22 protein-coding genes and 1 tRNA gene are annotated in these 25,459 nt (G+C 69.2%); 8 read left to right on the forward strand and 15 right to left on the reverse strand.

Features of this window, described 5'->3' with window-relative positions; translation table 11 throughout:
- The first annotated feature begins 44 nt into the window (after positions 1 to 44).
- Together HLB44_RS11180 and HLB44_RS11185 are read left to right on the forward strand one after the other, a co-directional pair.
- On the forward strand, positions 45 to 1,043 hold the full coding sequence (locus HLB44_RS11180) for a bifunctional helix-turn-helix transcriptional regulator/GNAT family N-acetyltransferase (RefSeq protein WP_173122653.1): 999 nt from the start codon (positions 45 to 47) through the stop codon (positions 1,041 to 1,043).
- Positions 1,036 to 1,464, forward strand: a complete 429-nt coding sequence (locus HLB44_RS11185) for a YchJ family protein (protein ID WP_217283614.1) — start codon at positions 1,036 to 1,038, stop codon at positions 1,462 to 1,464. Before HLB44_RS11180 ends, HLB44_RS11185 begins: the two co-directional genes overlap by 8 nt.
- Here HLB44_RS11185 and HLB44_RS11190 read toward each other — a convergent pair.
- Complete coding sequence (locus tag HLB44_RS11190) at positions 1,443 to 2,528, reverse strand: WD40/YVTN/BNR-like repeat-containing protein (RefSeq protein ID WP_173122655.1); 1,086 nt, start codon at positions 2,526 to 2,528, stop codon at positions 1,443 to 1,445. The genes HLB44_RS11185 and HLB44_RS11190 overlap by 22 nt on opposite strands.
- 29 nt (positions 2,529 to 2,557) lie before the next feature.
- The gene (locus HLB44_RS11195) at positions 2,558 to 2,827 is read right to left on the reverse strand and encodes a MoaD/ThiS family protein (protein ID WP_173122656.1); all 270 of its coding nucleotides are present in this window, start codon (positions 2,825 to 2,827) and stop codon (positions 2,558 to 2,560) included.
- 66 nt (positions 2,828 to 2,893) lie between these two features.
- Here HLB44_RS11195 and rarD point away from each other — a divergent pair, with 66 nt between their 5' ends.
- Positions 2,894 to 3,790 carry an EamA family transporter RarD gene (gene rarD, locus HLB44_RS11200; RefSeq protein WP_173122657.1) on the forward strand — a complete coding sequence of 299 codons (897 nt, stop codon included), beginning with the start codon at positions 2,894 to 2,896 and terminating at the stop codon, positions 3,788 to 3,790.
- Here the strand turns inward: rarD and HLB44_RS11205 are convergent, their stop codons facing one another.
- From HLB44_RS11205 to HLB44_RS11220, 4 genes are all read right to left on the reverse strand, one after another.
- Complete coding sequence (locus HLB44_RS11205; protein ID WP_173122658.1) at positions 3,791 to 4,375, reverse strand: DUF3501 family protein; 585 nt, start codon at positions 4,373 to 4,375, stop codon at positions 3,791 to 3,793. It abuts the gene before it with no gap.
- Between the two features lie 7 nt (positions 4,376 to 4,382).
- On the reverse strand, positions 4,383 to 5,729 hold the full coding sequence (locus HLB44_RS11210; protein WP_173122659.1) for a (Fe-S)-binding protein: 1,347 nt from the start codon (positions 5,727 to 5,729) through the stop codon (positions 4,383 to 4,385).
- 82 nt (positions 5,730 to 5,811) lie between these two features.
- A complete protein-coding gene (locus HLB44_RS11215) occupies positions 5,812 to 6,231 on the reverse strand; it encodes a rubrerythrin family protein (RefSeq protein WP_173122660.1) in 420 nt (139 codons plus the stop codon).
- 177 nt (positions 6,232 to 6,408) lie between these two features.
- Positions 6,409 to 7,272 (reverse strand): alpha/beta hydrolase, encoded by an 864-nt coding sequence (locus tag HLB44_RS11220; protein WP_217283615.1) that lies wholly within the window; start codon positions 7,270 to 7,272, stop codon positions 6,409 to 6,411.
- A gap of 103 nt (positions 7,273 to 7,375) precedes the next feature.
- Between HLB44_RS11220 and HLB44_RS11225 the strand changes: the two genes are divergently transcribed.
- Positions 7,376 to 7,451: transfer RNA gene (locus HLB44_RS11225), tRNA-Ala, on the forward strand.
- A gap of 48 nt (positions 7,452 to 7,499) precedes the next feature.
- Here HLB44_RS11225 and pcaB read toward each other — a convergent pair.
- From pcaB to HLB44_RS38155, 4 genes are read right to left on the reverse strand one after another with little or no spacing between them, the layout of a single operon-like run.
- Positions 7,500 to 8,846 carry a 3-carboxy-cis,cis-muconate cycloisomerase gene (gene pcaB / locus HLB44_RS11230; RefSeq protein ID WP_173122661.1) on the reverse strand — a complete coding sequence of 449 codons (1,347 nt, stop codon included), beginning with the start codon at positions 8,844 to 8,846 and terminating at the stop codon, positions 7,500 to 7,502.
- A 60-nt stretch (positions 8,847 to 8,906) separates the two neighbouring features.
- Entirely contained in the window at positions 8,907 to 10,088 is a 1,182-nt protein-coding gene (locus HLB44_RS11235) for a CaiB/BaiF CoA transferase family protein (RefSeq protein ID WP_173122662.1), read from the reverse strand.
- Between the two features lies 1 nt (position 10,089).
- A complete protein-coding gene (locus HLB44_RS11240; RefSeq protein ID WP_173122663.1) occupies positions 10,090 to 10,974 on the reverse strand; it encodes an HTD2 family dehydratase in 885 nt (294 codons plus the stop codon).
- Positions 10,975 to 10,993: 19 nt separating this feature from the next.
- The gene (locus tag HLB44_RS38155; protein ID WP_343051293.1) at positions 10,994 to 13,150 is read right to left on the reverse strand and encodes a 4-oxalomesaconate tautomerase; all 2,157 of its coding nucleotides are present in this window, start codon (positions 13,148 to 13,150) and stop codon (positions 10,994 to 10,996) included.
- Here HLB44_RS38155 and HLB44_RS11250 point away from each other — a divergent pair.
- The 3 genes from HLB44_RS11250 to HLB44_RS11260 all read left to right on the forward strand — a co-directional run bounded on the left by HLB44_RS11250 (position 13,140) and on the right by HLB44_RS11260 (position 15,990).
- Positions 13,140 to 14,060 carry a LysR family transcriptional regulator gene (locus tag HLB44_RS11250; RefSeq protein ID WP_173122664.1) on the forward strand — a complete coding sequence of 307 codons (921 nt, stop codon included), beginning with the start codon at positions 13,140 to 13,142 and terminating at the stop codon, positions 14,058 to 14,060. The genes HLB44_RS38155 and HLB44_RS11250 overlap by 11 nt on opposite strands.
- Before the next feature lie 97 nt (positions 14,061 to 14,157).
- A complete protein-coding gene (locus HLB44_RS11255) occupies positions 14,158 to 15,234 on the forward strand; it encodes a porin (RefSeq protein WP_173122665.1) in 1,077 nt (358 codons plus the stop codon).
- Positions 15,235 to 15,345: 111 nt separating this feature from the next.
- The gene (locus tag HLB44_RS11260; protein WP_173122666.1) at positions 15,346 to 15,990 is read left to right on the forward strand and encodes a hypothetical protein; all 645 of its coding nucleotides are present in this window, start codon (positions 15,346 to 15,348) and stop codon (positions 15,988 to 15,990) included.
- Positions 15,991 to 16,022: 32 nt separating this feature from the next.
- On the opposite strand, the gene HLB44_RS11265 is transcribed toward HLB44_RS11260, so the two are convergent.
- The 5 genes from HLB44_RS11265 to HLB44_RS11285 form a co-directional block, all read right to left on the reverse strand.
- Positions 16,023 to 16,397 (reverse strand): response regulator, encoded by a 375-nt coding sequence (locus HLB44_RS11265; protein ID WP_173122667.1) that lies wholly within the window; start codon positions 16,395 to 16,397, stop codon positions 16,023 to 16,025.
- Positions 16,394 to 19,477, reverse strand: a complete 3,084-nt coding sequence (locus HLB44_RS11270) for a PAS domain S-box protein (protein WP_173122668.1) — start codon at positions 19,475 to 19,477, stop codon at positions 16,394 to 16,396. The genes HLB44_RS11265 and HLB44_RS11270 overlap by 4 nt, the downstream gene beginning before the upstream one ends.
- Before the next feature lie 108 nt (positions 19,478 to 19,585).
- A complete protein-coding gene (locus tag HLB44_RS11275; RefSeq protein WP_173122669.1) occupies positions 19,586 to 21,661 on the reverse strand; it encodes an EAL domain-containing protein in 2,076 nt (691 codons plus the stop codon).
- 199 nt (positions 21,662 to 21,860) lie between these two features.
- Positions 21,861 to 23,051, reverse strand: a complete 1,191-nt coding sequence (locus tag HLB44_RS11280; RefSeq protein ID WP_173122670.1) for an amidohydrolase family protein — start codon at positions 23,049 to 23,051, stop codon at positions 21,861 to 21,863.
- Positions 23,044 to 23,751, reverse strand: coding sequence for a TetR/AcrR family transcriptional regulator (locus HLB44_RS11285; protein ID WP_173122671.1), 708 nt, complete (start codon positions 23,749 to 23,751; stop codon positions 23,044 to 23,046). Before HLB44_RS11285 ends, HLB44_RS11280 begins: the two co-directional genes overlap by 8 nt.
- Positions 23,752 to 23,840: 89 nt before the next feature.
- Between HLB44_RS11285 and HLB44_RS11290 the strand changes: the two genes are divergently transcribed.
- Positions 23,841 to 25,457, forward strand: coding sequence for a 6-hydroxynicotinate reductase (locus HLB44_RS11290; protein ID WP_173122672.1), 1,617 nt, complete (start codon positions 23,841 to 23,843; stop codon positions 25,455 to 25,457).
- Positions 25,458 to 25,459: the final 2 nt, after the last annotated feature.

The following is a 25,459-nucleotide window of genomic DNA, read 5'->3' on the forward strand; positions in this document are numbered from 1 at the left end:
GCGAGATCCTTGCCTTTGGCAACCATATTGTTGACAATGCGCCGATGGACACCGCAGCCACCCTCCCGCCGCCGGCCGATGAACGGGTCGCCGCGCTGCGCGGCTTCAATCGTTTCTACACCCGTCGCATCGGCGTGCTGCATGAGCGGCTGCTCGGCACCGGCTTCGGCCTGGCCGAGTCGCGCGTGTTGTGGGAGCTGGCGCACCTGGATGCCGGCTCGCCCGGCATCAGCGCCGCGGCGCTGGCGCGCGAGCTCGATCTCGATCCCGGCTACCTGAGCCGGCTGCTCAAGGGCATGAAGTCACGCAAGCTGCTGCGCACGCAAGGTGCCGACGCGGACGCCCGGCAGCAGTTGCTGTCGCTGACCGCCGCCGGCCGGCGGGCGTTCGCGCCGCTGGACACGCGCTCGCAGGCGCAGATGGGCGAGCTGCTCGCTGCGCTGCCCGAGGCCGAGCAGCGCCGCCTGCTGCAGTCGATGCAGACGATCGAAGCGCTGCTCGGCGAGCGGCCGGTCGACCGGCCGCCCTACCTGCTGCGCGCGCACCGGCCCGGCGACATCGGCTGGGTGATCGCGCGCCATGGCGCGATCTATGCCGACGAGTACCACTGGGACCTGCGCTTCGAGGCGCTGGTGGCGCGCATCGCGGCGCAGTTCGTCGAGCGCTTCGACGCCCGGCGCGAGGCCTGCTGGATCGCCGAGCGGCCGCTGGCGCTGGGCCAGGGCGAGAACCTCGGCTGCGTGTTCCTCGTGCAGGCGCGGCGCGATGACATCGGCGAGGTCGAGCCGGGCGTCGCGCAACTGCGGCTGCTGCTGGTCGAGCCGTCGGCGCGCGGCATGGGCGTCGGCGCGCGGCTGGTCGCGGAATGCGAGCGCTTCGCGCGCCAGGCCGGCTACCAGCGTATCCGGCTGTGGACGCAGAGCAACCTGCTCGCCGCCCGTGCGATCTACGCGAAAGCCGGCTACCAGCTCACGGGCACCGAGCCGCACCACAGCTTCGGGCAGGACCTGGTCGCCGAGGTCTGGGAGCGCGCGCTTGGCTGATGCGAACGCCGACGCGGCGCCCTGCCCCTGCGGTCGTCCGGCGGATTACGCGCACTGCTGTGGTCGGTGGCATGGCGGCGCGCTGCGGCTGCAGGCGCCCGACGCGGAGAGCCTGATGCGCTCGCGCTACAGCGCCTTCGTGCGCAGCGATGCCGCCTACCTGCTCGACACCTGGCATCCGTCGACCCGCCCATCCACGCTGGCGCTCGAGCCCGGCCTGCGCTGGCTCGGCCTCGAGGTCAAGCGCCACCGGCCCGACGGCGATGCGCGCGCGATCGTCGAATTCGTCGCCCGCAGCAAGCAAGGCGGCCGCGCGCACCGGCTGCACGAGCTCAGCCGCTTCGTGCGCGAGGACGGGCGCTGGTTCTACGTCGACGCCCTCGCCGACCCCGCCGCCGATCAGCCGAAGCGCACCGCGTAGATCGGCGGCAGCGTCGTCGAGACGGTGTGCCAGCGCTCGCCGCCGTCGAAGCTCGCCCACAGCCCGCCGGTGGTGCTGCCGATCAGCAGCGACCGGCCATCGTCGGACACCGCCAGGCCATGCCGATACACCAGGTCGTAGCAGCCCTGCTGCGGCAGGCCCTCGCGCAGCGTCTCGAAGCTCTGGCCGCCGTCCTGCGTGCGGTTGACGGCCAGCGCGCCGTTCACCGGAATGCGCCGCTGGTCGGCGACGCCGGGCACGAACCACGCGGTATCGGCATCGGCCGGATGCACGCCGACCGCGAAGCCGAAGTTCGACAGCGGCACGTCCTTGATCTCGACCCAGTTCACGCCGCCATCAATCGAGCGCCAGATGCCGTTGTGGTGCTGGCACCAGAGCACCTGCGGCTGTGCGGCGCAGCGCACGATGCGGTGCGGGTCCTGGATGTTCTCGCTGCCGGCCTGCTCCGGCGGCATGAAGTCGGCGCGCATGCCGCGCGCGCTCAAGGCCCAGCTCGCGCCGCCGTCGCGCGTGATCCATGCGCCGCCGCAGCTGATGCCGATCAGCACCTCGTCGGCGCGCTGCGGATGCGGGCAGATCGAATGGATGCCCGGCACGTCGTAGCCGCCGCCGAACCATTCCAGCCGTTCGGGCCGGTTCCAGAAGCCCTTGTCGAGCTGCCACGTGGCGCCGAAATCGGTCGAGCGGAACAGCCCGCCGGGCAGCGTGCCGACCCACAGCGTCTTGCCCACCGTTTCGAGCGACCAGATCTGCACCAGCTTCCAGGCCGGCCCCGGCGCGCCCTCGGGCTGCGGCGGGAAGGCCGGCGCGGTGACCTCGGCCCACTCGCGGCCACCGTCGCCCGAGACGTGCAGCTTGGTGCCGAAGTGCCCGAGGTTCAGCGCCGCCATCATGCGGCCGCCGAAAGGCTCGCCGGCCTGCGGCGGCAGCACCATCGACACCGGCTCGCCGAGGAAGTGCTCGCGTGCGATGGCCCAGCGCCGGCCCTCGTCGTGCAGCTCGAGCAGGCCCTTGCGGGTGGCGATCCAGGCGCGTTGCGACATGCTGTGATCCTTCCTGTGCTGAGGGTGGGTCAACCGCCCGACAAGGCCTGCAGCACGTAGACCATGCTGTCCGGCTGCAGCGGCTCGTCGAGCGTGATGCGGTCGAGGATGCGCCGGCCGTCGACGAAGATCACGACGTTGGCGCGCAGGTGCCCCTGGTCATCGAGCACGTAGCCGCGCAGGCGCGGATGGCCCGCGAAGACCGCGTCCAGTGCGGCGCGCAGCGTCGCCGCGCCGGTCTCGACCTCGGGGGTGTCGACGAAGCGGCGCAGCTGGGGCGTGAACAGCACGCGGGGCATGGGGGCTGACTGTACGACCGGTGCCTGCGCAGAGACAATGCGCGCCCTTTGCCCCATCCCGCGCGCATGTCCAACGGAGTCCTCGCCGCCGCCTTCGCCTACATCCTGTGGGGGATCTTTCCGCTGTACATCAAGCAGGTGGCCGAGGTGCCGGCTCTGGAGATCGTCGCGCACCGCTCAGTCTGGTGCCTCGTCTTCATGCTCGCGCTGCTGGCGGTGCTGCGCCGCTTCGCCTGGCTGCGCGAGGTGGTGCGCCAGCCGCGCACGCTGGGCATCTTCACCTTGAGCGCGCTGCTGCTGTCGGGCAACTGGCTGATCTACGTCTGGGCCGTGAACCACGACCGCGTGCTCGATGCGAGCCTCGGCTACTTCATCAACCCGCTGGTCAACGTGATGCTCGGTTATCTGGTGCTGCACGAGCGGCCGCGCGCCGGCCAGTGGGCGGCCGTGGCGCTGGCCGCCCTCGGCGTGGTCTGGCTGGCGCTCGGCGCCGGCGCGCTGCCGTGGATCTCGCTGGTGCTGGCCGCGACTTTCGGCTGTTATGGACTGCTGCGCAAGACCGCGCCGCTGGGCGCGATCGAAGGCTTGACGCTGGAGACGCTGATGCTGGCGCCGCTGACGATCGCGCTGCTGCTGTGGTTCGCACTCGCCGGCCCGGGCCGCTTCGCGCAGGGTGACTGGGCAGTCGACGGCTGGCTGCTGCTGGCCGGCCCGTTCACTGCGATCCCGCTGCTGCTGTTCGCCTACGGCGCGCGCCGCGTCACGCTGGCCACGCTCGGCCTGCTGCAGTACCTGGGGCCGTCGATCCAGTTCCTGCTCGGCGTGTTCGTGTACCACGAGCCTTTCGATCCGGCGCGCGGCGTCGGCTTCGCGCTGATCTGGGCGGCGCTGGTCGTCTACAGCGGCGAGAGCCTGTGGCGCATGCGCCGCGACGCCTCGGCCGCGTCCGCAGCCCCGACCTGATCAGCGACGCAGGTCGCCGGCCAGGCTGGCCAGCGTCTCCGGCGCGATCAGCACGTGCGCCGGGTAATTCGTGTGGTCGCAGCCGAGCTTGACCGCCGCGCCGGCACTCACCGCATCACACGCCGCATCGGTGAGCTCGAAGCGCACGAAGTGCACCGCCGAGGTCTTCTCGTCGTTCTCGCGCTCGAGATCCTCGTCGGCGATCGCGTAAACGCGGGCGTGGCCCTCGACCTCGACGAACATGCGGTCCTCGATGCCGATCAGCCGCCCCAGCTCGCGCTTGCGCTCGTTCGGATCGGGGTATTCGATCAGCATCGTCGCCTTCCAGTTGCTGCCGTCGGGCACCAGCGGCAGATAGGCGTCGATCTCGCCCTGGATCGCGTCTTCCTCGAAGATCTTCTCGATGCGCAGCATCTCCTGGATCTGGTAGCGGATCGTCTTCTCGTCCTCGAACTGCAAGGTCACGTGCTCGCCGAGCGAGACGCTGCGCAAGCGGCGGTGGGCGATGATCTCCGGCTTGTGGGCCTTGCGGTACTTCGTGTAGGCCTCGAGCGTCATCAGGCTGTCGGGGGTGATGGTGGCCATAAGTCGTTCACTCCAATCCGTAGGCGTAGCGCAGCAGGCTCAAGGGGTGTTGCAGCGCCTTCGGCGGCGTGCCCGCCTCGCGCATGCCCTGCGCGATGTGGTGGCCGGCGAGCGCGCAGTCGCTGGCGATGAAATCGGGCTCGTCCTTGGCCATCGCCTTGAACACCGGCTTGCCGATCTTCATCGCCACCGGGTGCGTCGGCGTCTTGACGCCATAAGTGCCGGCATGGCCGGAACAGCGCTCGACCGTGTTCAGCTGGACGCTCACCTGCCGGCCTATCAGCTTGAACATCTCCTCGGTCTTGCGGCCGATCTTCTGCACCCGCCCGTGGCACGGGATGTGGTAACTCACCTTGCCCAGGTCGCGCTTGAAGTCGGTCTTCAACAGGCCATCCTTCTGCCGCGCGACGAGGTATTCGAACGGGTCGTAGAACGCGTCCTTGACGAGCTGCACGTCGGCCTCGTCCGGGAACATCAGCGGCAGCTCCTGCTTGAACATCAGCGTGCAGCTGGGGATCGCCGAGACGATCGCGAAGCCATCCTTCGCGTAGCGGGCGAGCACGGGGATGTTGGCATTCTTGTGGCGCTCGACCGCAGGCAGGTCACCGAGCTCGAGCTTGGGCATGCCGCAGCAGGACTCCTTCTCGACGATCACGTAGGGGATCGCGTTGTGCTCGAGCACCTTCAGCAGGTCATGGCCGATGCCCGGCTCGTTGTAGTTGACGTAGCAGGTGGCGAACACCGCGACCCGGCCGGGCGTGCGCTCGCCGTCCTTGACCTCGGTCGCGCTGCCCTGCTTCGGCGCCGACCAGCGGAAGCGCTTCGTCGCGAGCTCAGGCATCCAGGCGTTCGGGTGCACGCCGAGCATGCCGTCGAGCGTATTGCGCGTGAACTTCGCGCGGTTCACCGCGTTGACCGCCTGCACGACCACCGGGATGCCGGCGAAGCTGCCATGCACGTCGGTCGACGCGAGGAATTTCTCGCCGGGGCCGACCAGCCCCTGGCTGTGCTTGATCGCCTTGGCGCGCAGCATCAGGTGCGGAAAGTCCACGTTCCACGGGTGCGGCGGCACGTACGGGCACTTGGTCATGTAGCACAGGTCGCACAGGTAGCACTGGTCGACCACCTTGGCGTAGTCGGCCTTCGCGACGCCGTGCACCTCGCCGTCCGCGGTGGCGTCGACCAGGTCGAACAGGTTCGGGAAGCTCTGGCACAGGCTGACGCAGCGACGGCAGCCATGGCAGATGTCGAACACCCGCTCCAGCTCGCGGTTGCAGTCGTCGCGGTCGTAGTAGAGCGGGTTCTTCCAGTCGATCGGATGCCGGGTCGGCGCTTCGAGGTTGCCTTCGCGCATGGGCTGGCCTTTGGCTGGCGTGCTGAAGAAGACAAGGGGCTGTCGAAGCCCCTTGTGTTTGCGTGCTGCCGATGCGGCGCGGTCAGTCGACCAGCTGGTCCAGGGCCTTCTGGTAGCGGTTGGCGTGCGAGCGCTCGGCCTTGGCCAGCGTCTCGAACCAGTCGGCGATCTCGTCGTGGCCTTCCTCGCGTGCGGTGCGCGCCATGCCCGGGTACATGTCGGTGTACTCGTGCGTCTCGCCGGCGACGGCGGCCTTCAGGTTGTCGCGCGTCGGGCCGATCGGCAGGCCGGTCGCCGGATCGCCCACCACCTCCAGGAACTCGAGGTGGCCGTGCGCGTGGCCGGTCTCGCCTTCGGCGGTGGAACGGAACAGCGCCGCGACGTCGTTCTGGCCTTCGATGTCGGCCTTGTTTGCGAAGTACAGGTAGCGACGGTTGGCTTGCGACTCACCGGCGAACGCGTCCTTCAGGTTCTGCTCGGTCTTGGATCCCTTCAGGCTCATGGGAAGCTCCTCTTGAAAGTGGATCGAACGGCGCCGCCGTGCTCAGCGGCACGAATCAACGCTACCAAACGCATTGCGCGGCAGCCAATGCAAAGCTTCAATGCGCTAAATAGTCAATCGCTATGAATGACAACGTATTCATAGCTCGGCCAGTGTGCGCCGCCAGCACGGTTGTTGTCAATCGATGCCCAACAAGCGCAGGCCCAGCGCGTGCAGCCGCGCGCCGGGATCGACGAAGTCGTGCAGCACATCGAAGTGGTTCTTGCCGACGATCGTCTCGCACACCGGCACCGTGCTCGGCCCCCACTGGTCGCGGATCAGCCGGTTCTGGCGCAGATGCTCGTCGCTCTCCTGCCCACCGACGACCGCATACAGCGGCCCCTTCGGCCGCGGGAAGAACGCCGGGCTCAGCCGCTTGACGCTGGCCGGTGTCAGCTGCAGGTCCTGCTGCAGGAAGGGCGCCTGGCGGATCGGCTCGAGGTCGAACACGCCGGAGATCGACATCGCGCCGGCGACGAGCCGCTGCGGCAGGTCCTCGCCCACCGTTTTCCAGCGGCACGCCAGCAGCATCGCCGCCAGATGGCCGCCCGCCGAATGGCCGGCGACGACGATGCGGGAAGAGTCGCCGCCGTGCTCGGCCGCGTGGCGCCAGGTCCAGGCCAGCGCGCGCGCCGTCTGCAGCGCGATGTCCTCGATGCCGACCGACGGACACAGCCCGTAGTTCGGCACCACGACCATCGCGCCGGCCTTGACGTACGCCGGCGCGACGAAGGCATGCTCGGCCTTGTCGAGCGCGCGCCACCAGCCGCCGTGGATGAAGACCAGCACCGGCGCGTTCGGCCGGTCGGCTGCGAAGACGTCCAGCCGCTCGGCCTCGCTGTCGCCGTACGGCAGGTCCAGCGCGTGGCTCAAGCCCTCGCGCGCCAGCACCGAGGCCTCGGCCCAGCGCGCGAGGATCGCCGGGTGCTCGGGCACCCGCGCCCGGTTGTTGTACTGGGCCTCATACCAGGCCGCATCGCGTTGCACCACGGCTGTCGTCATCACCACCCCGAGCGTCTTGAGCCTTGTCGGCGAGGCCCGCTTTCTAACGTGCAGCGCGGGATGCGTGAACGCATTCGCGTGCTGCTAGAATCCGCGGCTTGTCGGGGACGTAGCTCAGCTGGGAGAGCGTCGCGTTCGCAATGCGAAGGTCGGGAGTTCGATCCTCCTCGTCTCCACCAACACACCAGCAAAAACGGGCCTTAGCGGCCCGTTTTTGCTTTGGCTCCTCAACTCAAGGTGGCCAAGACCCGATCCACCATCGTTCCGGATTGGCCGAGGTAGTTCGCCGGATCGCAGAGCTTGGCCAGCGCCTTGCGGTCCAGGTGCTTGTTGATCTCCGGATGCTCGGCCAGCAGATCGAGCAACGGCCGCTGCTCCTTCACGGCGTTCCGGCAGATGTCGTAGACCAGGTCGTGCGCGTATTCGCGACCGATGTAGGGTCCCAGCCCCATCATCACCGCCTCGCTCATCACGAGGCCGTGCGTCATGTCGATGTTGCGGCGCATGGCCTGCACGTCGACCTCCAGCCCTTCCAGCACGAAGCGCGACTGCTTCAGCGCCCCGGCCATCAGGCAGAAGGCTTCGGGCAACACGATCCACTCGATCTCCCACGGGCCGGTGGAGCGCTCATGGTCGGCCACCATGGCGTCCATCAGCGCGGCGGCGTGCTGGCGCACCACCGAGATGGCGGCATGGATGTAGCAGCTGGAGATCGGATTGCGCTTCTGCGGCATCGTGCTGCTGGAGCCGCGGCCGTGCGCGAAGGGCTCGTAGACCTCACCGACCTCGGTCTGCATCATCAGCTTCACGTCCATGCTGAGCTTGCCCAGCGTGCCGCCGACCAGGCCGAGGAAGGTGCCCACCTCCGCGATGTTGTCGCGGATCGTGTGCCACGCGATCAGGGGCTGTTTCAGGCCCAGCTCGGCACACAGGCCGGCCTGGGTCTCCATGGCGCCGTTCTCCAGCGACGCCAGCGTGCCCGCCGCGCCGGCGAACTCGCCGACCAGCACGCGCTCCTTCAGTTGCGCCAGGCGTTCGCGGTGGCGCTCGATTGCGGACAGCAGCCCCGCCATCTTGTAGCCGAAGGTCACCGGAATGGCCTGCTGCAGGTTGCTGCGGCCGATCATCGGCGTGTCGCGGTGCGTCCTGGCGTGGCGGGCCAGCGCGGCGGAAATTGCAGTCAGTTCGCGGTCGACGAGGTCGAGGCCTTCGCGGATCTGGAGCACGGTTGCGGTGTCCGTGATGTCCTGCGTGGTCGCACCCCAGTGGCAGTACTCGCCCAGCTTGTCGCGGCACAGCGCATTCAATTGCGACACGACTCCGAGGATCGGGTAGCCGATGCGCTCGGTCTGCTGGCGCAGCTTCAGCATGTCGATCTGATCCAGGCTGCAGTGGCTGACGATCTCGTCGGCCGCTTCCTGCGGAATCAGGCCCAGGCGGCCCTGTACCTTGGCGAGGGCCGCTTCGATGTCGAGGTATTTTTCCGTGCGGTTCTCGTCGGACCAGACCTGGCGCATCTCGTCGCTCGAGAAGATGCCCTGGAAGATGGCGGAGTCGATGATCGTGGACGGCATGAGGATTCCTTTGGATGTGAGAGGTTCAGGCGGCGGCGTGCTGCAGCGTGCGCTGCTCCATCACACCGCCTCCGCCGCGCGCAGTGCGCGAATGTCGGCGTCGCCCAGGCCCAGCTCGCGCAGGATGGCATCGGTGTGCTCGCCCAGCGCGGGTACGGGGTCCATGCGCGGGCCATCGTTCCAGGTGCCCGGCGGCAGCATGGCGGGCAGCGCGCCCGCCGGTGAGCCGATCTCGCGCCAGCGGCCGCGTGCTTTCAGCTGCGGGTGGTCCCATACGTCCTGCATCGTGTTGACGCGCGCATTGGCGATCTGCGCCGTCTCCAGGCGCTCGACGACCTGCGCGGCCGTCAACGACGCAAAGGTCTCGACGATGAGTTGTCGCAGCGCCGTGCGCTCGGCCACGCGCTTCGCGTTGCCGGTGAAGCGCGGGTCGCGCGCCAACTCGGGCTGCAGCAGCACCTTGTCGCAGAAGCTCACCCACTCGCGCTCGTTCTGCAGCCCCAGCATGACGCTGCCGCCATCGGCGCCGGTCGGGAACGGTCCGTAGGGGTAGATGGTGGCGTGCGCAGCACCCGTGCGCGGCGGCGGCGGCGCGCCATCGAAGGCGTAGTACAGCGGGTAGCTGGTCCATTCGGCCAGCGACTCCAGCATCGAGATGTCGATGTGCTGGCCGCGCCCCGTCTGCCCGCGCTGCAGCAAGGCCGCGAGGATGTTCGTGTAGGCGTACATGCCCGCGGCGATGTCGGCGATCGACGGACCGGCCTTGCAGGGCTCGTCGGGCGTACCGGTCACCGAGACGAACCCGGCCTCGCTCTGGATCAGCAGGTCATAGGCCTTCTTGTCGCGGTACGGACCATCGGCACCGTAGCCCGAGATGTCGCAGACGATGATCGATGGCTTCCTGCCGGCCAGCACGTCGTAGCCGAGGCCGAGCCGAGCCGCCGCGCCGGGCGCCAGGTTCTGCACGACCACGTCCGCCTTCTCCAGCACCAGGCGTTGCAGCACTTTCGCGGCCTCGGGATGCTTGACGTCGAGCGTGAGGCTTTCCTTCGAGCGGTTGGTCCACACGAAATGCGAGGCCAGGCCGCGCACGCGGCTGTCGTAGCCGCGGGCGAAGTCGCCGACGCCGGGGCGCTCGATCTTGATGATGCGCGCGCCCAGGTCGGCGAGCTGGCGCGTGGCGAAGGGCGCTGCGATGGCGTGTTCCAGCGTGACGACGGTGAGTCCCTTGAGCGGTTGCATGTCAGGCCCCCCGCACGGTCGCGACCGCATCCATCGTCAGCCAGCCCTCGTGGTCCTGCGCCCAGAGCTTGATGGTCTGACCATCGTTCTGAAGCGCACCGTTCACGCGAAAAGGATTCAAGTCGAAGGTCGGCCGCACGGCCTTGAAGCGGAAGCTCGCGATGTCGGCCTGCGGTGCATTGCGGCGCACCAGGTCCATCAGCAAGGTCGCGATCAGCGGGCCGTGCACGATCAGGCCCGGATAGCCCTCGACCTCGGTCACGTACTTTCGGTCGTAGTGGATGCGGTGGCCGTTGAAGGTCAGCGCGGAGTAGCGGAACAGGAGCACGTCGTCCGGCACGATCTCGCGTTGCCAGGCCGCGGCCGTGGGCGCGGCTTGCGGTGATGGTTCGACATCGCCGGGTTGCCTGGCGTCACGGTAGACGATGTCGTGGAACTCGACGATCGCGGGCTCGGACGAGCCGTTGCAGCGCAGCTCGTGCCGCACCTTGACGAATACCAGCGTGCCGGTGCGGCCTTCCTTGACGGTGACGTCGGCGATCGTCGAAGTGCGCTCGACCGCGTCGCCCACGCGCACCGGCGAGCGGAACTCGAACTGGCTGCCGGCCCACATGCGCCGCGGCAGCGGCACCGGGGGCAGGAAGCCGCCGCGTTTCGCGTGGCCGTCGGGGCCGATCTCGCTCTGGCGGTGCAACGGCAGGAAATACAGCCAGTGCCACAGCGGTGGCAGCGGCGTGCCGTCTTCCGCCGGGCGCGCCGGGTGGTCGAGCGTCGCGTCGAGGGCCTTCACCGGCGTGGCGCCGATGCGGTCGCGGACCACTTCGCTGCGCCCGATCCAGGCCCTCAGGTCATTCACGTCGTTCAGGTCGTTCAGGGTCGTGTCCATGCCCATGTCCTCCCACGCGTCATTCGGCCGTCAGCTTGGCGCGCTGCACGACACCCTTCCACTTGACCAGTTCGCTCTTCACCAGCGAACCGAACTGCTCCGGCGTGCTCGTCTCGACGTCGGCGCCATGGTCCTCCATGCGCTTGATGATGTCCTTGTCGGCCAGGATCTGATTGAGCGCCTTGTTGAGCTGGTCGATGATGGGCTTGGGGGTCTTCGCCGGCGCAAAGAAGCCATACCACTGCTGCACCTCGACGCCGTCCACGCCGGCTTCCTTCAGGGTCGGCACATCCGGCAGCAAGGGCGAGCGCTTCGGCCCGGCAATCGCCATGGCGCGCAGCTTGCCGGCCTTCACGTGCGGCAGCGCGGTGAACAGGCTGGGGAACATGAACTGCGTGTGGTTGCCGATCGTGTCGCTGACCGCGGGCGCGGCACCCTTGAAGGGCACGCCCGTCATCGACGTTCCGGTCGCGAGCTTGAAGAGTTCGGCCGCGTAGTGCGGCGCCGTGCCGGCGCCGGCCGATGCATAGGCGTACTTGTCGGGCTTGGCCTTCAGCTGGGTCACCAGGTCCTTGACGTCCTTGACCTGCACGGCGGGGCTGGCAATCATCAAGGTCGGCGAGTAGCCCACGAGGCCGATCGGTGCAAAGTCGGCCACGGGGTCGTAGCGCAGCTTCTGCAGCGCCGGGTTCATGGCATGCGTGGCGATGTAGCCCAGCATCAGCGTGTGTCCGTCGGGCACGGCGCGGGCGACGAACTCGCTCGCGATCGAGCCGTTGGCGCCGGCACGGTTGTCGATGATGACGGTCTGGCCGAGCATCGGCCCCAGCTTCTGCGCGATGGTGCGCGCCATCGCGTCGTTGCCGCCACCGGCGGCGGTGGGCACGACGATGGTGATGGTCTTGTCGGGGTAGGCCATGGCCAGCGGTGCGGCGATGGCCATCACGGCCGCGACGGCCGGTGCGATCAATTGCTTCATGGGCTTGTCTCCTTCGGGGGGTTTCGAGAACACATAGGGCGGGAGGTGGAGCTCGCCCTGGAAGATCTTTCGGGCGGTGCGCACGAGCGCGGCGCGCTGGATGCGGGCGTCGGGCCCGGCGCCGTCGATCGAGACCTCGACATCGATGCGGCCTTGCGGATGCAGCACGGAGATGGCGCGTGCGCCGGGCCGGCCGTCGTCGCCGCTGACCACGGTGCCCGGCAGGGCGAAGGCCGTCGCGACGCCGATGGCGCCGGTGACCGCGTGCGATGCATGGCAGCGCCGCGGCGTGAAATAGCGCGAGGTGATGCTGTTCGCGTCGTCGCCGTCGCTGGCGATCACGGGCTTCGGCACCACGCTGCCGGACACGTCGCCCAGGCCCATCGCCCGGCCTGCGGCGACACGGATCGCTTCGATCCGCGACAGCAGCGCCAGGTCGGCGTCCAGGTCAGCCGGCGCTTCGCGGCCAGTCAGGCCGAGGTCGCGCGCCCGCAGGATCACCAGCGGCATCGCGGCGTCGATGCAGGTGACTTCGAGTCCGTCGATGAGGTCGATGCGCTGGCCGGTCGGGAAGACCGAGCCGGTCACGGAACCCCAGGCGTCGAGGAAATTCAGCCGGATCGGCGCAGCCGTGCCGGCAACACCATCGATGCCGGTCTCACCGTCGTAGCGGACGCGCCTTTCGGGCGTCAGCACCGTGACGTCGATGCGTGAACGGGTGTTGACGTTGAAGACGCGCACCGTCGTTTCGCCATCCTGCGCGCTGACGAGCCCCTGCTCGATCGCGAACGGTGCCACACCGGAGAGCATGTTGCCGCAGTTGGGTCGTGTATCGACCGAGCGCTGGCCGACGCCGACCTGCGCGAACAGGTAGTCGACATCGCAGCCCGGCTCGGACGACTTCGAGACGATCGCGACCTTGCTGGTCAGCGTGCTGCCGCCGCCCACGCCGTCGACCTGCAGCAGGTCGGACGCGCCGATCGCGCCGATCAACGCCTCATCGCGCGCCGTGTCGTCGGCCGGCAGCCACTCGCGCAGGAAGAACGGCCCGCGGGAGGTGCCGGCTCGCATCAGGACGCAGGGGATGACTCGGTTCATGGACGGGATGATCGGCGCCGGGATTGCAAAAGAGAATTGCATCTTTAAGATCAACTGATCCGCTTTGAACATCAAACCAGGACCGACGATGGCGATCAACTTCGACCTGAACGACCTGCTGGCCTTCCGCGCCGTGGCCGAGCTCAGCAACTTCCGCAAGGCGGCCGAATCCGTGCACCTCTCGCAGCCTGCGTTCAGCAGGCGCATCGACAAGCTGGAGCAGGCCTTGGGAGTGCGCCTGCTGGAGCGCACGACGCGGCGGGTGACACTCACCGCGGTGGGCCGGGACTTCGAACGCAAGGTACGCGAGCTGCTCGACGAGCTGGACAACACCCTGCTGGGTATCCGTGGTGTGGCCGCGACACGCATGGGCGAAGTGACCGTTGCTTGCGTGCCCTCCACCGTCTACTACTACCTGTCGGAGGTGATCCGCCGCTACCACGTGCAGGCGCCGAAGGTGCGGGTCAAGGTGCTGGATGCGGGCGCCAACGAGGTGCTGGCAGCGGTGTCGCGCGGCGAGGCCGACTTCGGTCTCAACTTCATCGGCGCCCAGGAGGGCGAGCTGGACTTCGAGCCCCTGGTCGAGGAGCGCTTTGTCGCCGCCTGCCGGCGCGATCACCCGGTCGCGAAGATGCATCGCGTGAGCTGGGCGCAACTGGGCCAGCACGACTACATCTCGGTCGGGCGGACCTCGGGCAACCGTGTCCTGCTGGACCAGGCGCTTGCCGGCATCAAGGACCGGCCGCAGGCGATCTACGAGGCGCAGCACGTCACCACCACGCTGGGCCTGGTTGAAGCAGGGCTGGGAATTGCAGCCGTTCCCTCGATGGCGATGCCGGGGCCCGATCACCCCCTGCTGGTCAGCGTGCCGCTGGTCGACCCGGTGATCACGCGCAAGGTCGGCTTGATCCGCCGGCGCGGGCGTTCCCTGTCGCCCGCGGCGCAGCAGCTCTACGACCTGTTCTCCGAGGTCAAGTCGCGTCGGCGACGCAAGCCAAAGCCTGATTGATGCGTTGGCGCGATCAATTGATCGTGATTCTGCAATTCTCAGATCGAGCTCAGCTCGCAATCATCCGGGCCATCAAGACAACCCGGAGACGAGCGGCATGAACCGAATCACCCTGATCGCGCTGTGTGCAGCAGGCACCTGGGCCACTTCTGCGGGAGCCCAGAGCGCGGTCTCCGTCTCGGGCATCGTGGATGCCGCCGCGCGCCATGTCAGCAACGATGGCGTCGGCTCGATCCGCTCGCTGGTGAGCGGATCCAACTCGACCAGCCGGCTGGTCTTCAGCGGCCGCGAGGACCTGGGCGGCGCACTGGCGGCGGGCTTCCACCTGGAGCATGGATTCCTCGTCGACGCGGGGACGCCCGCATCGGCGGACAAGTTCTGGGACCGCCGTTCGACGGTCAGCCTGTCCAGCGCTGCGATGGGCGAGCTGCGCCTCGGCCGCGACTTCGTGCCCTCGTACGTGGCGTGGAGCCGCTATGACCCGTTCTCGTACGTCGGCGTCGCGCGCTCGGCCAACCTGGTGTCGGCGACGCCGGCCGGACCGATCCGGTCCGCCTTCAGCACCAACGCCAACACCACCGTTCGCTCCGACAACGCCGCCCAATGGTTGGCGCCGGCCGGCTTGGCCGGCTTCGAAGCGGGACTGATGATCGCTGCTCGTGAAGGCGGCGACGCTGCGTCCGGACGCGCGGGAGTGCGAGGCGCCCGGGTGGGCTACGCGGCGAAGTCGTTCAGCGTTTCAGCGGCGGCTGCGCGCACCGAGAACAGCTTGACGTCGGCGGGTAGTTTTCAGGACAAGGTCGTCGGTGGCCATGTCGATGTCGCCGACGTGAGGCTTTCCGGCGCCTGGCGGGAGTTCCGGCAGAGCCAGGCGACGCAACGCCTGCTGATGCTTGGCGCGGTCGCAACCTTCGGTCAGCACGAAGTGAAGGCTTCATGGGTCAAGGCCGACATGTCGGGCCGCGCTGGAACAGTCTCCATCGACGGCACCGGGGCCGATCAGTGCGGCCTGGGCTACGTGTACAACCTGTCGAAGCGCACAGCGATGTATGCGACGGTGGCGCGGATCGGCAACGATGGGCTCGCTCGCTACGTGATCAGCGACGGTCCCGCCGGGATGGCCGCGGGAGGGACGTCGCGCGGATACGAGGCAGGCATCAGGCACCGCTTCTGAACGGCATGTCGGGACCTCCGCCAGGCTGGGGACGCCGACTGACTTTCGGCCCGCACAGTCTTCATCGCGGCCGATACAGTGGCACCGGTCGACGCTTCACTCCCTCACGCCATGGCCCTCACCGCTTCGATCCAGGAACTGCTCGAGCACCAGCGCGAGGAACTGTGGCGTCGTGAAGGCGTGTCGGATCCGGACATCCGTCTGTCGCGCCTGACCGGCATGGACGCGCGCGACCTGCTCTTCCTGCGCGGCTTCGCGCAGCGCGGTTACCTCTTCGTGATCCGCTGCCCCAAGGTGGCGGCGCGCGCGTTCCATGGCGATTTCCAGCCCAAGACCTCGGCCGCATCCAAGACCGGACTGAAAACCGGCACGTCAGGATTGGCCGTCGATGGCAAGGGCCACATCATGGTGTCCGACTACGACCTGATGAGCGTGTGGCGGCGCGAGGGCGCGCGCTGGACCAAGATCGTCGTCTCGGCCGCGAACGGCACGGCCAGAGGCCCCATGCCCGCCGAGGCCCAGCAACTGCTGCAAACGCTGAACCAGGCGCTGCAATCGCCGTTTCAGCACGGCTGCCAGGACGACTGGTTTGCGAGCGCGAACCCGGGCGTCAAGCTCGGTGACCACTTTGCTGCGATCGGCCAGGGCGCCATCCAGCACCTGCCCACGCCGGCCGCCTGCGAGGCGTTCTACCGCCAGCATTCGCTGGAATGGCCGTACGTGGGCGGTCGGCATCGCGCAGCCCTGGGCGGCTGAGCGGACTGCAGTCCGAGGAGCGTCGCCGCCTTTCAGGCCGTCGCGCGCAGCAGCGCACGCACCGCGTCAGCGAAGGTCGGCACGTCGATCGGCTTGCTGAGGTAACCGTCGAAGCCGGCATCCAGGAAACGCTGCTCGTCGCCTGGCACCGCGTAGGCGGTGAAGGCGACGATCACCAGGTCGCGCGTGGCCGGCGCCTGCTTCAGCTCGATCGTCAGCGTCAGGCCGTCGATGCCGGGCATCTGGATGTCCATCAGCACCAGGTCCGGCCGGCGCTCGGCGATCGAGCGTCGCGCCGCTTCGCCGTCCGGCGCGGTGCCGACCTCGAAACCGCCGCCCTCGAGCACCAGCCGCGCCAGCTCCAGGTTCAGCGGCTGGTCGTCGACCACCAGCACATAAGGATTCATCGGTCCCCCGCGGCGTCCGGCAGCGCCCTGCGTTGCGGCGCCCAGCGCTCGAGCGCCTGCAACACTTCGGCGACGCCGCCGCCGCCCTTCTCGACGATCGCCTGCGCCGATGCGGCGAGCACCGCGAACTCGGCCTCGGTCAGCGTCATGCAGGTCCACACCAGCACCGGCAGGTCGCGCCAGGCCGGGTCCTCGCGCAGCCGGTGCAGCACCTGGAAGCCGTCGACCTCCGGCATCATCAGGTCGAGCACCATCGCCGCCGGCTTCACCACCGGCAGCAGTTGCAGGGCCTCGGCACCGCCGCCGGCGCCGGCGGTCGGGATGCCGAAGCTCTCCAGCGTCGCCTGCATCAGGTCGCGCGCCATCGGGTCGTCGTCGACCACCAGCACGACACCGCCGCCGGCGATCGCCGGCTGCAGCGGCCGCATCGCATCGGAGACTTCGTCGGCGCGCAGCGGCTTGGCGATCACGTTGCTGACCGCAAAGGCCGCCAGCCGGCCATCGGCGCTCGACGCCGCCAGTGCGCGCACCGGCGGCGCGTCGGCGTCGCCCCGGCGCAGCTGCGCCAGCGCGTCGAGCCCGCCGCCCTCGCGGTGCAGCGCGAGGGCCAGGCCGTCGTAGCGGCGCGTGCGCGTCAGCCGGATGACCTCGGCGGTGCTGCCGGCCGCATCGACCGCGATGCCGCCTTCGGCGAGCTCGCGGGCGACGGTGTCGCCGACCGCCTGCGCCTGTTCGGCCAGCAGCATGCGCGGCAGCGTCTTCACGCGGCGCGGCAGCCGGGCGTGGAAGATGCTGCCCTGCCCCGGCACGCTGTGCGCGCCGACCTCGCCGCCCTGCGCCTCGACCAGTTGGCGCGTCAGCGTCAGCCCGAGGCCGGTGCCCTGGTGGCGCTTGGCATAACCGCCATCGAGCTGCTGGAAGCTGACGAACAGCCGCGGCAGGTCGTCGGGCGCGATGCCGACGCCACTGTCCTCGACCTCGAGGCGGAAATGGTCGCCGTCCTCAGCCAGCGCGCGCACGGCGATGCGCCCGCCCGCCGGCGTGAACTTCACCGCATTCGAGACGAAGTTGAAGATCACCTGCTCGAGCCGCGCCGGATCGAGCACGATGTCGTGCAGCGCCGGGTCGACGCTGGCGGTGATGCGAAGCGCCTTCGCGGCTGCCGGTTCGGCCAGCGCGCCGACCACCTTGTCGATCGCCGCGCCCAAGTCGAGCGGCGCGGCATGCAGCTCGAGCTTGCCGGCCTCGATGCGGGCCAGGTCGAGGATGTCGTTGATCACCTGCAGCAGGTGGCGGCCGCTGGTGGCGATGTGGCTGATGAACTCGTGATGGCGCGGCGAATCTGGCGCCACGCGGCGCTCGCGCAGCACATCGGCAAATCCGATGATCGCGTTCAGCGGCGTGCGCAGCTCGTGCGACATGTTGGCCAGGAACTGGCTCTTCAGCCGGCTCGATTCCAGGATCTGCAGATTCTCCTGCTGCAGGCGCTGCGACAACAGCCGAGATTGTTCGGCCTGTCGCAGCGGCGTCACGTCGGCGACGATGCCGACCATGCGCGCCGACACGCCCGGCTCGCCGGGCAGCACGCGGCCATCCATGCGCAGCCAGTGTTCGCTGGCGTCGGGCCAGGTGACGCGGAACTCGGCATGCCACTCCGCGCGGCCGTCGATCGCCGACTGCAGGCTGTGCTCGACCGCCGGCCGATCATCAGCGCACACATGGTCCAGCAAGGCCCGGCGCGACCAGGCCAGCAGCGGCTCGGCGTGGCCGAAGCAGCGGTCGTGCCGCGGCGAGCGCCAGACCTCGCCGCCATCGAGCTCCATCTCCCAGTCGCCGATCTGCGCCGATTCGAGCGCGAAGCGGATGCGCGCCTCGGTGCGCCGCAGCGCGGCCTCGATCAGCCGCTGGTGCGTCAGGTCGCGCATCGTCTTGGCGATGCCGGCGACCTGGCCGAGCGCATCGCGGATCGGCGAGATCGTCAGCGACACCTCGACCTGGCGGCCGTCCTTGCCGCTGCGCACGGTGCGCAGCGACACGCCGCCGCGACCGGCGGCGATCTGCGCGATCAGCGCGGCCTGCTCGGCGCGCTGCGCCGGCGGCACCAGCACCTGCATCGGCTGGCCGACCGCTTCCACCGCGCTGTAGCCGAACATGCGTTCGGCCGCGTTGTTCCAGTCGGTGATGCGGCCGTCGAGCGTGCCGGCGATGATGGCGTCGGCCGATGATTCGACCACCGCGGCCAGCCGCCGCACCGCGCTCTCGGCCTGCGACAGCCGCGTCACGTCGCGGATGATCAGCGCGAGGCCGATGGTGCTACCGTCCGAAGAACGCGTCAGGTCGGCGTTCAGATCGACCGGCGTGCGCTGCCCGAAGCGCGACAGGCACACCGCCTGCAGCACCGCCGCCGCCGCGCCGGGCCGGCGCAGCAGGGCCTTCAGCGGATCACGATCGTCGGGCAGCTCGCCTTCGCGCTCGAACACCGTCCACACGCTGCAGCCCTGCGCCGCCGCCTCGTCCCAGCCGGTGACGCGCTCGGCGACCGCGTTCATGCGCGTGACCCGGCCTGCCGCATCGGTGGCGATGAAGCCCGCACCGATGCTGGCCAGCGATACGGCCAGCCGCTGCTCGACCTCCTGCAGGTGGTCCTCGACGCTGCGGCGGCGTTGGACCTCGGTCTGCAGCTCGGTGATCACCGACTGCAGCGCGTCGACGGACGGGATCCGCAGCGCACGCGGGATCAATGGCCACAAGGCCAGCGCGGTGTAGGCCGACATGCCGGCGGTCATCGCCTTGACCAGCGCGTGCAGCTGGTAGTCCGGACGCCAGATCGTCCAGACGTCCATCACGTGGGTCAGCCCGCAGCTGAAGATGAAGGCCGAGAACAGCCAGGGCACACCGCCGAAGTTCTGCTGCGGCCGTTTGCGCACGAAACTGATGATCGCCAGCGGAATGGAGAAGTACGCCAGCGCAATCAGCGTGTCGGCGCTGACCATCGTCCACAGCAGTCCCGGGGACCACTGGAAGCAGTAGCCGTGCGGCAGGAAGCCGTTGCGGGCCAACAGCGACTCGAGAGCGTCCATGCGCCACCCTGCTTGTCTGATGGCGCATCCTCGCACAAGCGCCCCCGCCACGGGGGTGCCGATCGTCGGACCGGCGCTGCCGTTCGTGCGGGGGACGCAGGGCGCGGTTCAGGGGCCGGCCGGCTGCGGCCGGTCGGTCTCGGGCGCGCCCCGGCGCAGCAGCTGCTCGAAGACCGGCACCGGCACCGGCCGGCAGAACAGGAAGCCCTGCGCAACGCCGCAGCCATGGGCGCGCAGGAACGCCGCCTGCCCCTCGGTCTCGACGCCTTCGGCGACGACGCGCAGGCCGAGCGCCCGGGCGATCGCGAAGAAGGCCTTGACCAGCTCGGCCTGGCGCGCTTCGGCCTCGATGTCGCGCACGAAGAGGCGGTCGATCTTCAGGCAGTGCACGTCGAACTTGCTGAGGTAGCCGAGCGCCGAGTAGCCGGTGCCGAAGTCGTCGATCGCGATCTCCAGGCCGAGCTCGCTCAGCCCGTGCAGCGCGCGGCGCACGCTGTCGCTGTCCTCGAGCAGCAGGCCCTCGGTGACCTCCATCGCCAGCCACTGCGCCCGGCAGTCGTGGCGCTGCAGCGCCTCGCGCACCGCGGCAACGAGGTCGTCACGCAGGAACTGGCGCGTCGACACATTGAAGGCGATGCGCAGCGGCTCGGCGCGGCCTTCGTTCCAGCGCCGCGCGGCCTGCGCCACCTGGTCGATGACCCAGCGGCCGATCGGCACGATCAGCCCGGTGTCTTCGGCGATGGCGATGAAGCGGTCCGGCGCCAGCAGGCCGAGCTCGGGATGGCGCCAGCGCAGCAGCGCCTCGGCGCCGACGATGCGCCGCTCATCGTCCAGCGCCACCAGCGGCTGGTAGTGCAGCTCCAGCCCCGCGCCCGCCTGCGCGCCGCGCAGCGCCTGCTCCAGCGCCATGCGCTCGTGGGCGCGCTCGCTGAATTCGCTGCGGTAGAAGGCATACCCACTGTGGCCGCCGCGCTTGGCGTGGTACATCGCCGCGTCGGCATGCGCCATCAGGTCCTCGAGCTGCTCGCCGTCGGCCGGGAACAGCGCGATGCCGATGCTCGCACTGACGACCACCTGCCGGCCGCCGAGCTGCAGCGGCGCGAACAGCGCGCGTTCGATCTTCTCGGCGATCGATGCCATGTCCATGTCGTGCTCGAGGTTCGTCGCGACGATCGCGAACTCGTCGCCGCCCAGCCGCACCAGCAGGTCGTAGCCGCGCGTGCATCCGGCGACCCGCTGAGCCACCTCACGCAGCAGCTGGTCGCCGGCCGGATGTCCGAGCGTGTCGTTGACGTCCTTGAAGCGGTCGATGTCGAGGATCATCACGCCCAGCCGCCGGTGGTGACGCCGCGCCTCGGCGATCAGCCCCGGCGCGTAGTCGTACAGCGCCTGCCGGTTGTGCAGCCGGGTCAGCGGATCGGACAAGGCCAGCGCGCGGATGCGTTCACGCTGCTCGACGCCCTGCGTGATGTCGCGGCCCAGCGCCAGCGCACCGTCGATGCAGCCGTCCTCGGTCTTCACCGCGACGATGCGCACGTGATGGGTCTCGGTGCCGCCGCTGGCGCCGGGCGCGGGCACCATCAGCTCCATCTCGGCCGGCTCGCCGTCGGCCAGCACCTGGCGCAGCACGCGCTCGTATTCCACCATCGCCGTCTCGTGCCCGGGCAGCGCGCTGTCGCAGGGCGTGCGGCCGACGAACCACTCGGCCGGGCGGCCCAGCCGCGCCAGCACCGCGGGGTTGGCGTAGCGCGTGCGGGCCTCGGCGTCGTAACGCATGATGAAGTCGGGCGAGGTTTCCGCCAGCGAGCGGAACTCACGTTCGCGCGTCGCCAGCGCCTGCTCGGCGCGCTTGCGCGCGGTGATGTCGCGGGCGATCGTCAGCAGGCTCGCAGGGCGGCCCTGCGCATCGCGCTCGACGGTGATGCGCACGTTGTGCCACAGCATGCGGCCATCGACCGCGCGCCACTCGAAGTCCAGCTCCTGCAGCTGGCCGGTCTCGATCGCCAGCCGCATGCGCTGCTCGAGCCGCTGCGCCAGGCTGCCGATGCGCGAGACCTCGCTCAAGCGCATGCCGAGGTACTGCTCCGGCTTCAGCCCGTTGAGCTCCTCGTAGCGGGGATTGGCGTAGATGCGCCGCAGCTCGAGGTCGTAGCGGACGATGATGTCCGGTGAATTCTCGAGCACGCTGCCGACGACATCTTCCGCGCTCGGCCGTGGCCGGTCGCCCGCGGGCCGTACATCTACTTCATTCGGCCCGTGATCCATGCATTTGCGCCCCGACAACGGGCGTAGGGTATCGCACCGGGCGCAGCGCCAGGCCGGCACTTGCGCGACGTTTCCGCGATGTATGACCGCTGCGGGGGCAGTTCGTCAGCCGACGATGTCAGCCAACCACCATGGGCACCTCCGTCGCCGGCGGCGTATTGCGGCTGCGGCCGCAGCGCACCAGGCCATCGATCATCACCATGCCGACGCCGGGAATGTCGCCGAGCTGCACGCTGTCGAGCAGCGTCCGGCCGGCGGTGTGCTGCGCGCGGTCGAGGAACACGAAATCGGCGTCGCGGCCGGCTTCGATCAGGCCGCAGTTGAGCTTGCGGATGCGCGCGGTGTTGCCGGTGGCAAAGCAGAAGACCAATTCAGCCGGGATATTGCCGAGGCTCGCCAGCAGCGAGATCAAACGCAGGATGCCGAGCGGCTGCACGCCGGAGCCGGCCGGTCCGTCGGTGCCGAGGATCACGCGGTGCGGGCACTTCAGCTGCATCGCGGCCTGCGCGGCGGCAATCGCGATCTTCTCGTTGCCGTTGTGCACGATCTCGATCGCCCGCGCGCTCTTCTCGCACAGCGTGCAGACATCGCGCTCGGGCAGCGCGGTGTGGCCGCCGTTGATGTGGCCGATGACATCGGCGTCGGCTTCGAGCACCACGTCCTTGTCGATCAGGCCCGAGCCGGGGATCGACGGGCCGCCGGTGTGGATCGTGCTCTGGATGCCGTGCTGGCGCGCCCAGGCGACCATCTGCTGCGCTTCGTAGCCGGCCTTCACCGAGCCCAGGCCCACTTCGCCGAGCAGCGTCACGCCGGCCGCGGCCAGGTCGGCGAAGTCCTGCTCGACCATGCCCTTCTCGATCACCGGCGCGCCGGCCAGCACCTTGACGCCGCCGGGGCGGAAATTGTCGAAGGCACGCTGCGCGGTGATCGCCAGCGCCTTCAGCCCGACGATGTCCTTCGGCCGCCCGGGCAGGTGCACCTCGCCGGCCGAGACCATGGTCGTGACGCCGCCGTTCATCGTCGAATCGATCCAGCCGAGCTGGTTCTGGCGCGGCGTCCAGTCGCCGAAGACCGGGTGCACGTGGCTGTCGATCAGGCCGGGGCTCAACGCAGTGCCACGCGCATCGATCAGCGTCTTCGGCTGCGCGGTGTCGAGCTCACGCTCGCGGCCGACCGCGACGATCAGACCGTCGTCGACCACGATGCAATCGGCATCGAGGATCGGCCGGTCGATGTCGCCCGACAGCAGCAGGCCGATGTTGCGGATCACGACCTTGCCGGACTTGGCGCCGGCAGCGGCTTCAGCCATGGTGGTTGTTCCTGTTCGTGGGCCGGGATGCGGGTGCCGACGGCGCCACCGTGCGCTCGACGGTCTCGATCACGCGCGCCTCCCACTGCGAAAGCGCCTCCGGCGCTTCGAGGTCTTCGCCGAGGAAGGCCGACAGCGTGAAGCGATTGGACAGGTAGAAGTAGCACAGCGCAGCGATCGTCAGGTAGAGATCGCGTGCCGACAGGTCGGCGCGAAACAGCCCCTGTGCCGCGCCCTGCTGCAACACGCGCTCGAGCATGCCGACGGCCGGCAACGAGTATTCGCGCGCCTTGGCAGACTTCGCGATGTGCTTGCCGCGGTGCAGGTTCTCGGTGTTCAGCAGCGTGATGAACTCCGGGTGCTTCAGGTAATAGGACCACATGAAGCGCACCACCGCGCGCAAGGCCTCGGCGGGCGGCGTTTGATCGAGCTGCAGTTCCGATTCGGCTTCGTTGAAGCGGCGGTAGATCTCCTCCAGCGCGGCGATGTACAGCGCCTCCTTGCTGCCGAAGTAGTAGTAGATCATCCGGTCGTAGGACTTCGCGGCCTTGCTGATCTGCTCGACGCGGCCGCCGGCAAAGCCGTGCTTGGCGAAGATCTTGATCGCCGCGCGCAAGATGCTCTCGCGCGTGGCCTGCGCGGCGAGCTCGCGCACGCCGGGCTTGCGTTCGATGATTTCGGTGTTGCTGGCAGGCGCCATTCGAATGGGTGTCGGGTCGGCACCGACTTCTCAGTTCATGTAGTGGATGCTACATTGGCCCATCGAGCCGGACAAGGGCGCTTCTCCCGATGACTGAGCACAGCAAGACCGATGGCCTGCCGGCGCTCGATGCGCCGCTGTCGCCGCAAGTGCTCGAACGCTCGCGCCCGCGCAACGAGCGCATGGCCGGCGACAAGATCGAGTGCAATGCCTGCCCGGTGCTGTGCCAGATCAGCGACGGCAAGAGCGGCGCCTGCGACCGTTATGCCAATCACCAGGGCACCCTGATCCGCGTCGACCCGGTGCTGCTGCTGCGGCGGACCATCGAAGCCGGCGAACGGCCGCTGGTGGCCTTCGAAGGCCGCGTGCAGCCGAGCGCCGAAGCGCCCGCCGCCGCCAACGACAAGGCCTGGAGCGGCGACCTGCTGCATGCCAACGAAGTCTTCGTCACCGGCGTCGGCAGCTCCACCACCTACCCCGACTACAAGCCCGCGCCCTTCATCGTCGGCTCGCAGGTCGACGGCGTCGACGTGATCACCGTCGTCACCGAAGGCATCTTCAGCTACTGCAGCTTCAAGCTGAAGATCGACACCGATCGTTTCCTCGGCCCCGAGCAGGCCAACGTGCGCTGCCGCGGCGAGGTCGTCGGCCATGTCACGACGATGGAGTACGGCTCGCAGATGCTGTCGCTCGGCGGCGTGCACCACCTGACCGGCGGCAGCAAGAAGGAAGGCCGCGTGACGGTCGAGGTGATGGAGGCGCTCGGCAACCGCCTGCCGGTGGAACTGCACATCGACGGCGGCTCGCAGGTCATCGTGCAGGCCGGCCGCGCGCCGATCGTCAACGGCGTCGAGGAGCAGCGCATGCGCGTCGGCTGCGGCTCGGCGACGATCGGCATCTTCGCCAAGCAGCTCTACGGCCAGGCCGACGAGGTGATCGTCGTCGACGACCACATCACCGGCGTGCTGACCGAGCACCAGGCCGGCCGCTGCCTCGACATGCGGCGCTCGGGCGTCAAGATGCGCGGCCGCAAGTCGACGCCGGGGCGCTGGTTCCAGGTCGCCAGCCCCGGCACCGGCTGGGGTGGCACCGACCTGACCGAGCCGCTGTCGATCATCGAAGGCTGGGACCCCGAAGTCACCTGGCCGGGGCTGCGCCTGCTGATGACCTCGACCACCGGCGAGCATGCCGCGTGGTACGTGCTCGACGAGGCGCTGCAGCCCATCGAACAAGAGATGCCCGCGGCCGTGCGCGCGGTCGTCGAGCGCATCGGCGAGAACTGCGAGCCCTCGCTGTGCTCGGTGCTGTTCCTCGGCGGCGCCGGCGGCAGCCTGCGCGCCGGCGTCACCGACAACCCGGTCAAGCTCACCCGCTCGATCAAGCACGCGCTGGTCAACGTCACCTGCGGCGGCGCGCCGGCCTATGTCTGGCCGGGCGGCGGCATCACCGTGATGGCCGACGTGATGCGCATGCCCGAGCGCAGCTTCGGCACCGTGCCGACGCCGGCGATCGTCGCGCCGATCGAGTTCAGCATGCGCCTGGCCGACTACGCCGCGCTCGGCGGCCACCTCGACCACGTGCGGCCGCTGGCCGAGGTGCTGCAGCACGGCGCCTGGCACAACGACGGCGCGCCGACTGCGCGGCGCTGGGCGCTGGGCTCGACCGACAACCCGTGGCCACTCGGCCGCGGGCCGATGCTGGGCTAAGG

Source organism: Pseudaquabacterium terrae (assembly GCF_013266755.1).
Lineage (GTDB): Bacteria > Pseudomonadota > Gammaproteobacteria > Burkholderiales > Burkholderiaceae_C > Pseudaquabacterium > Pseudaquabacterium terrae.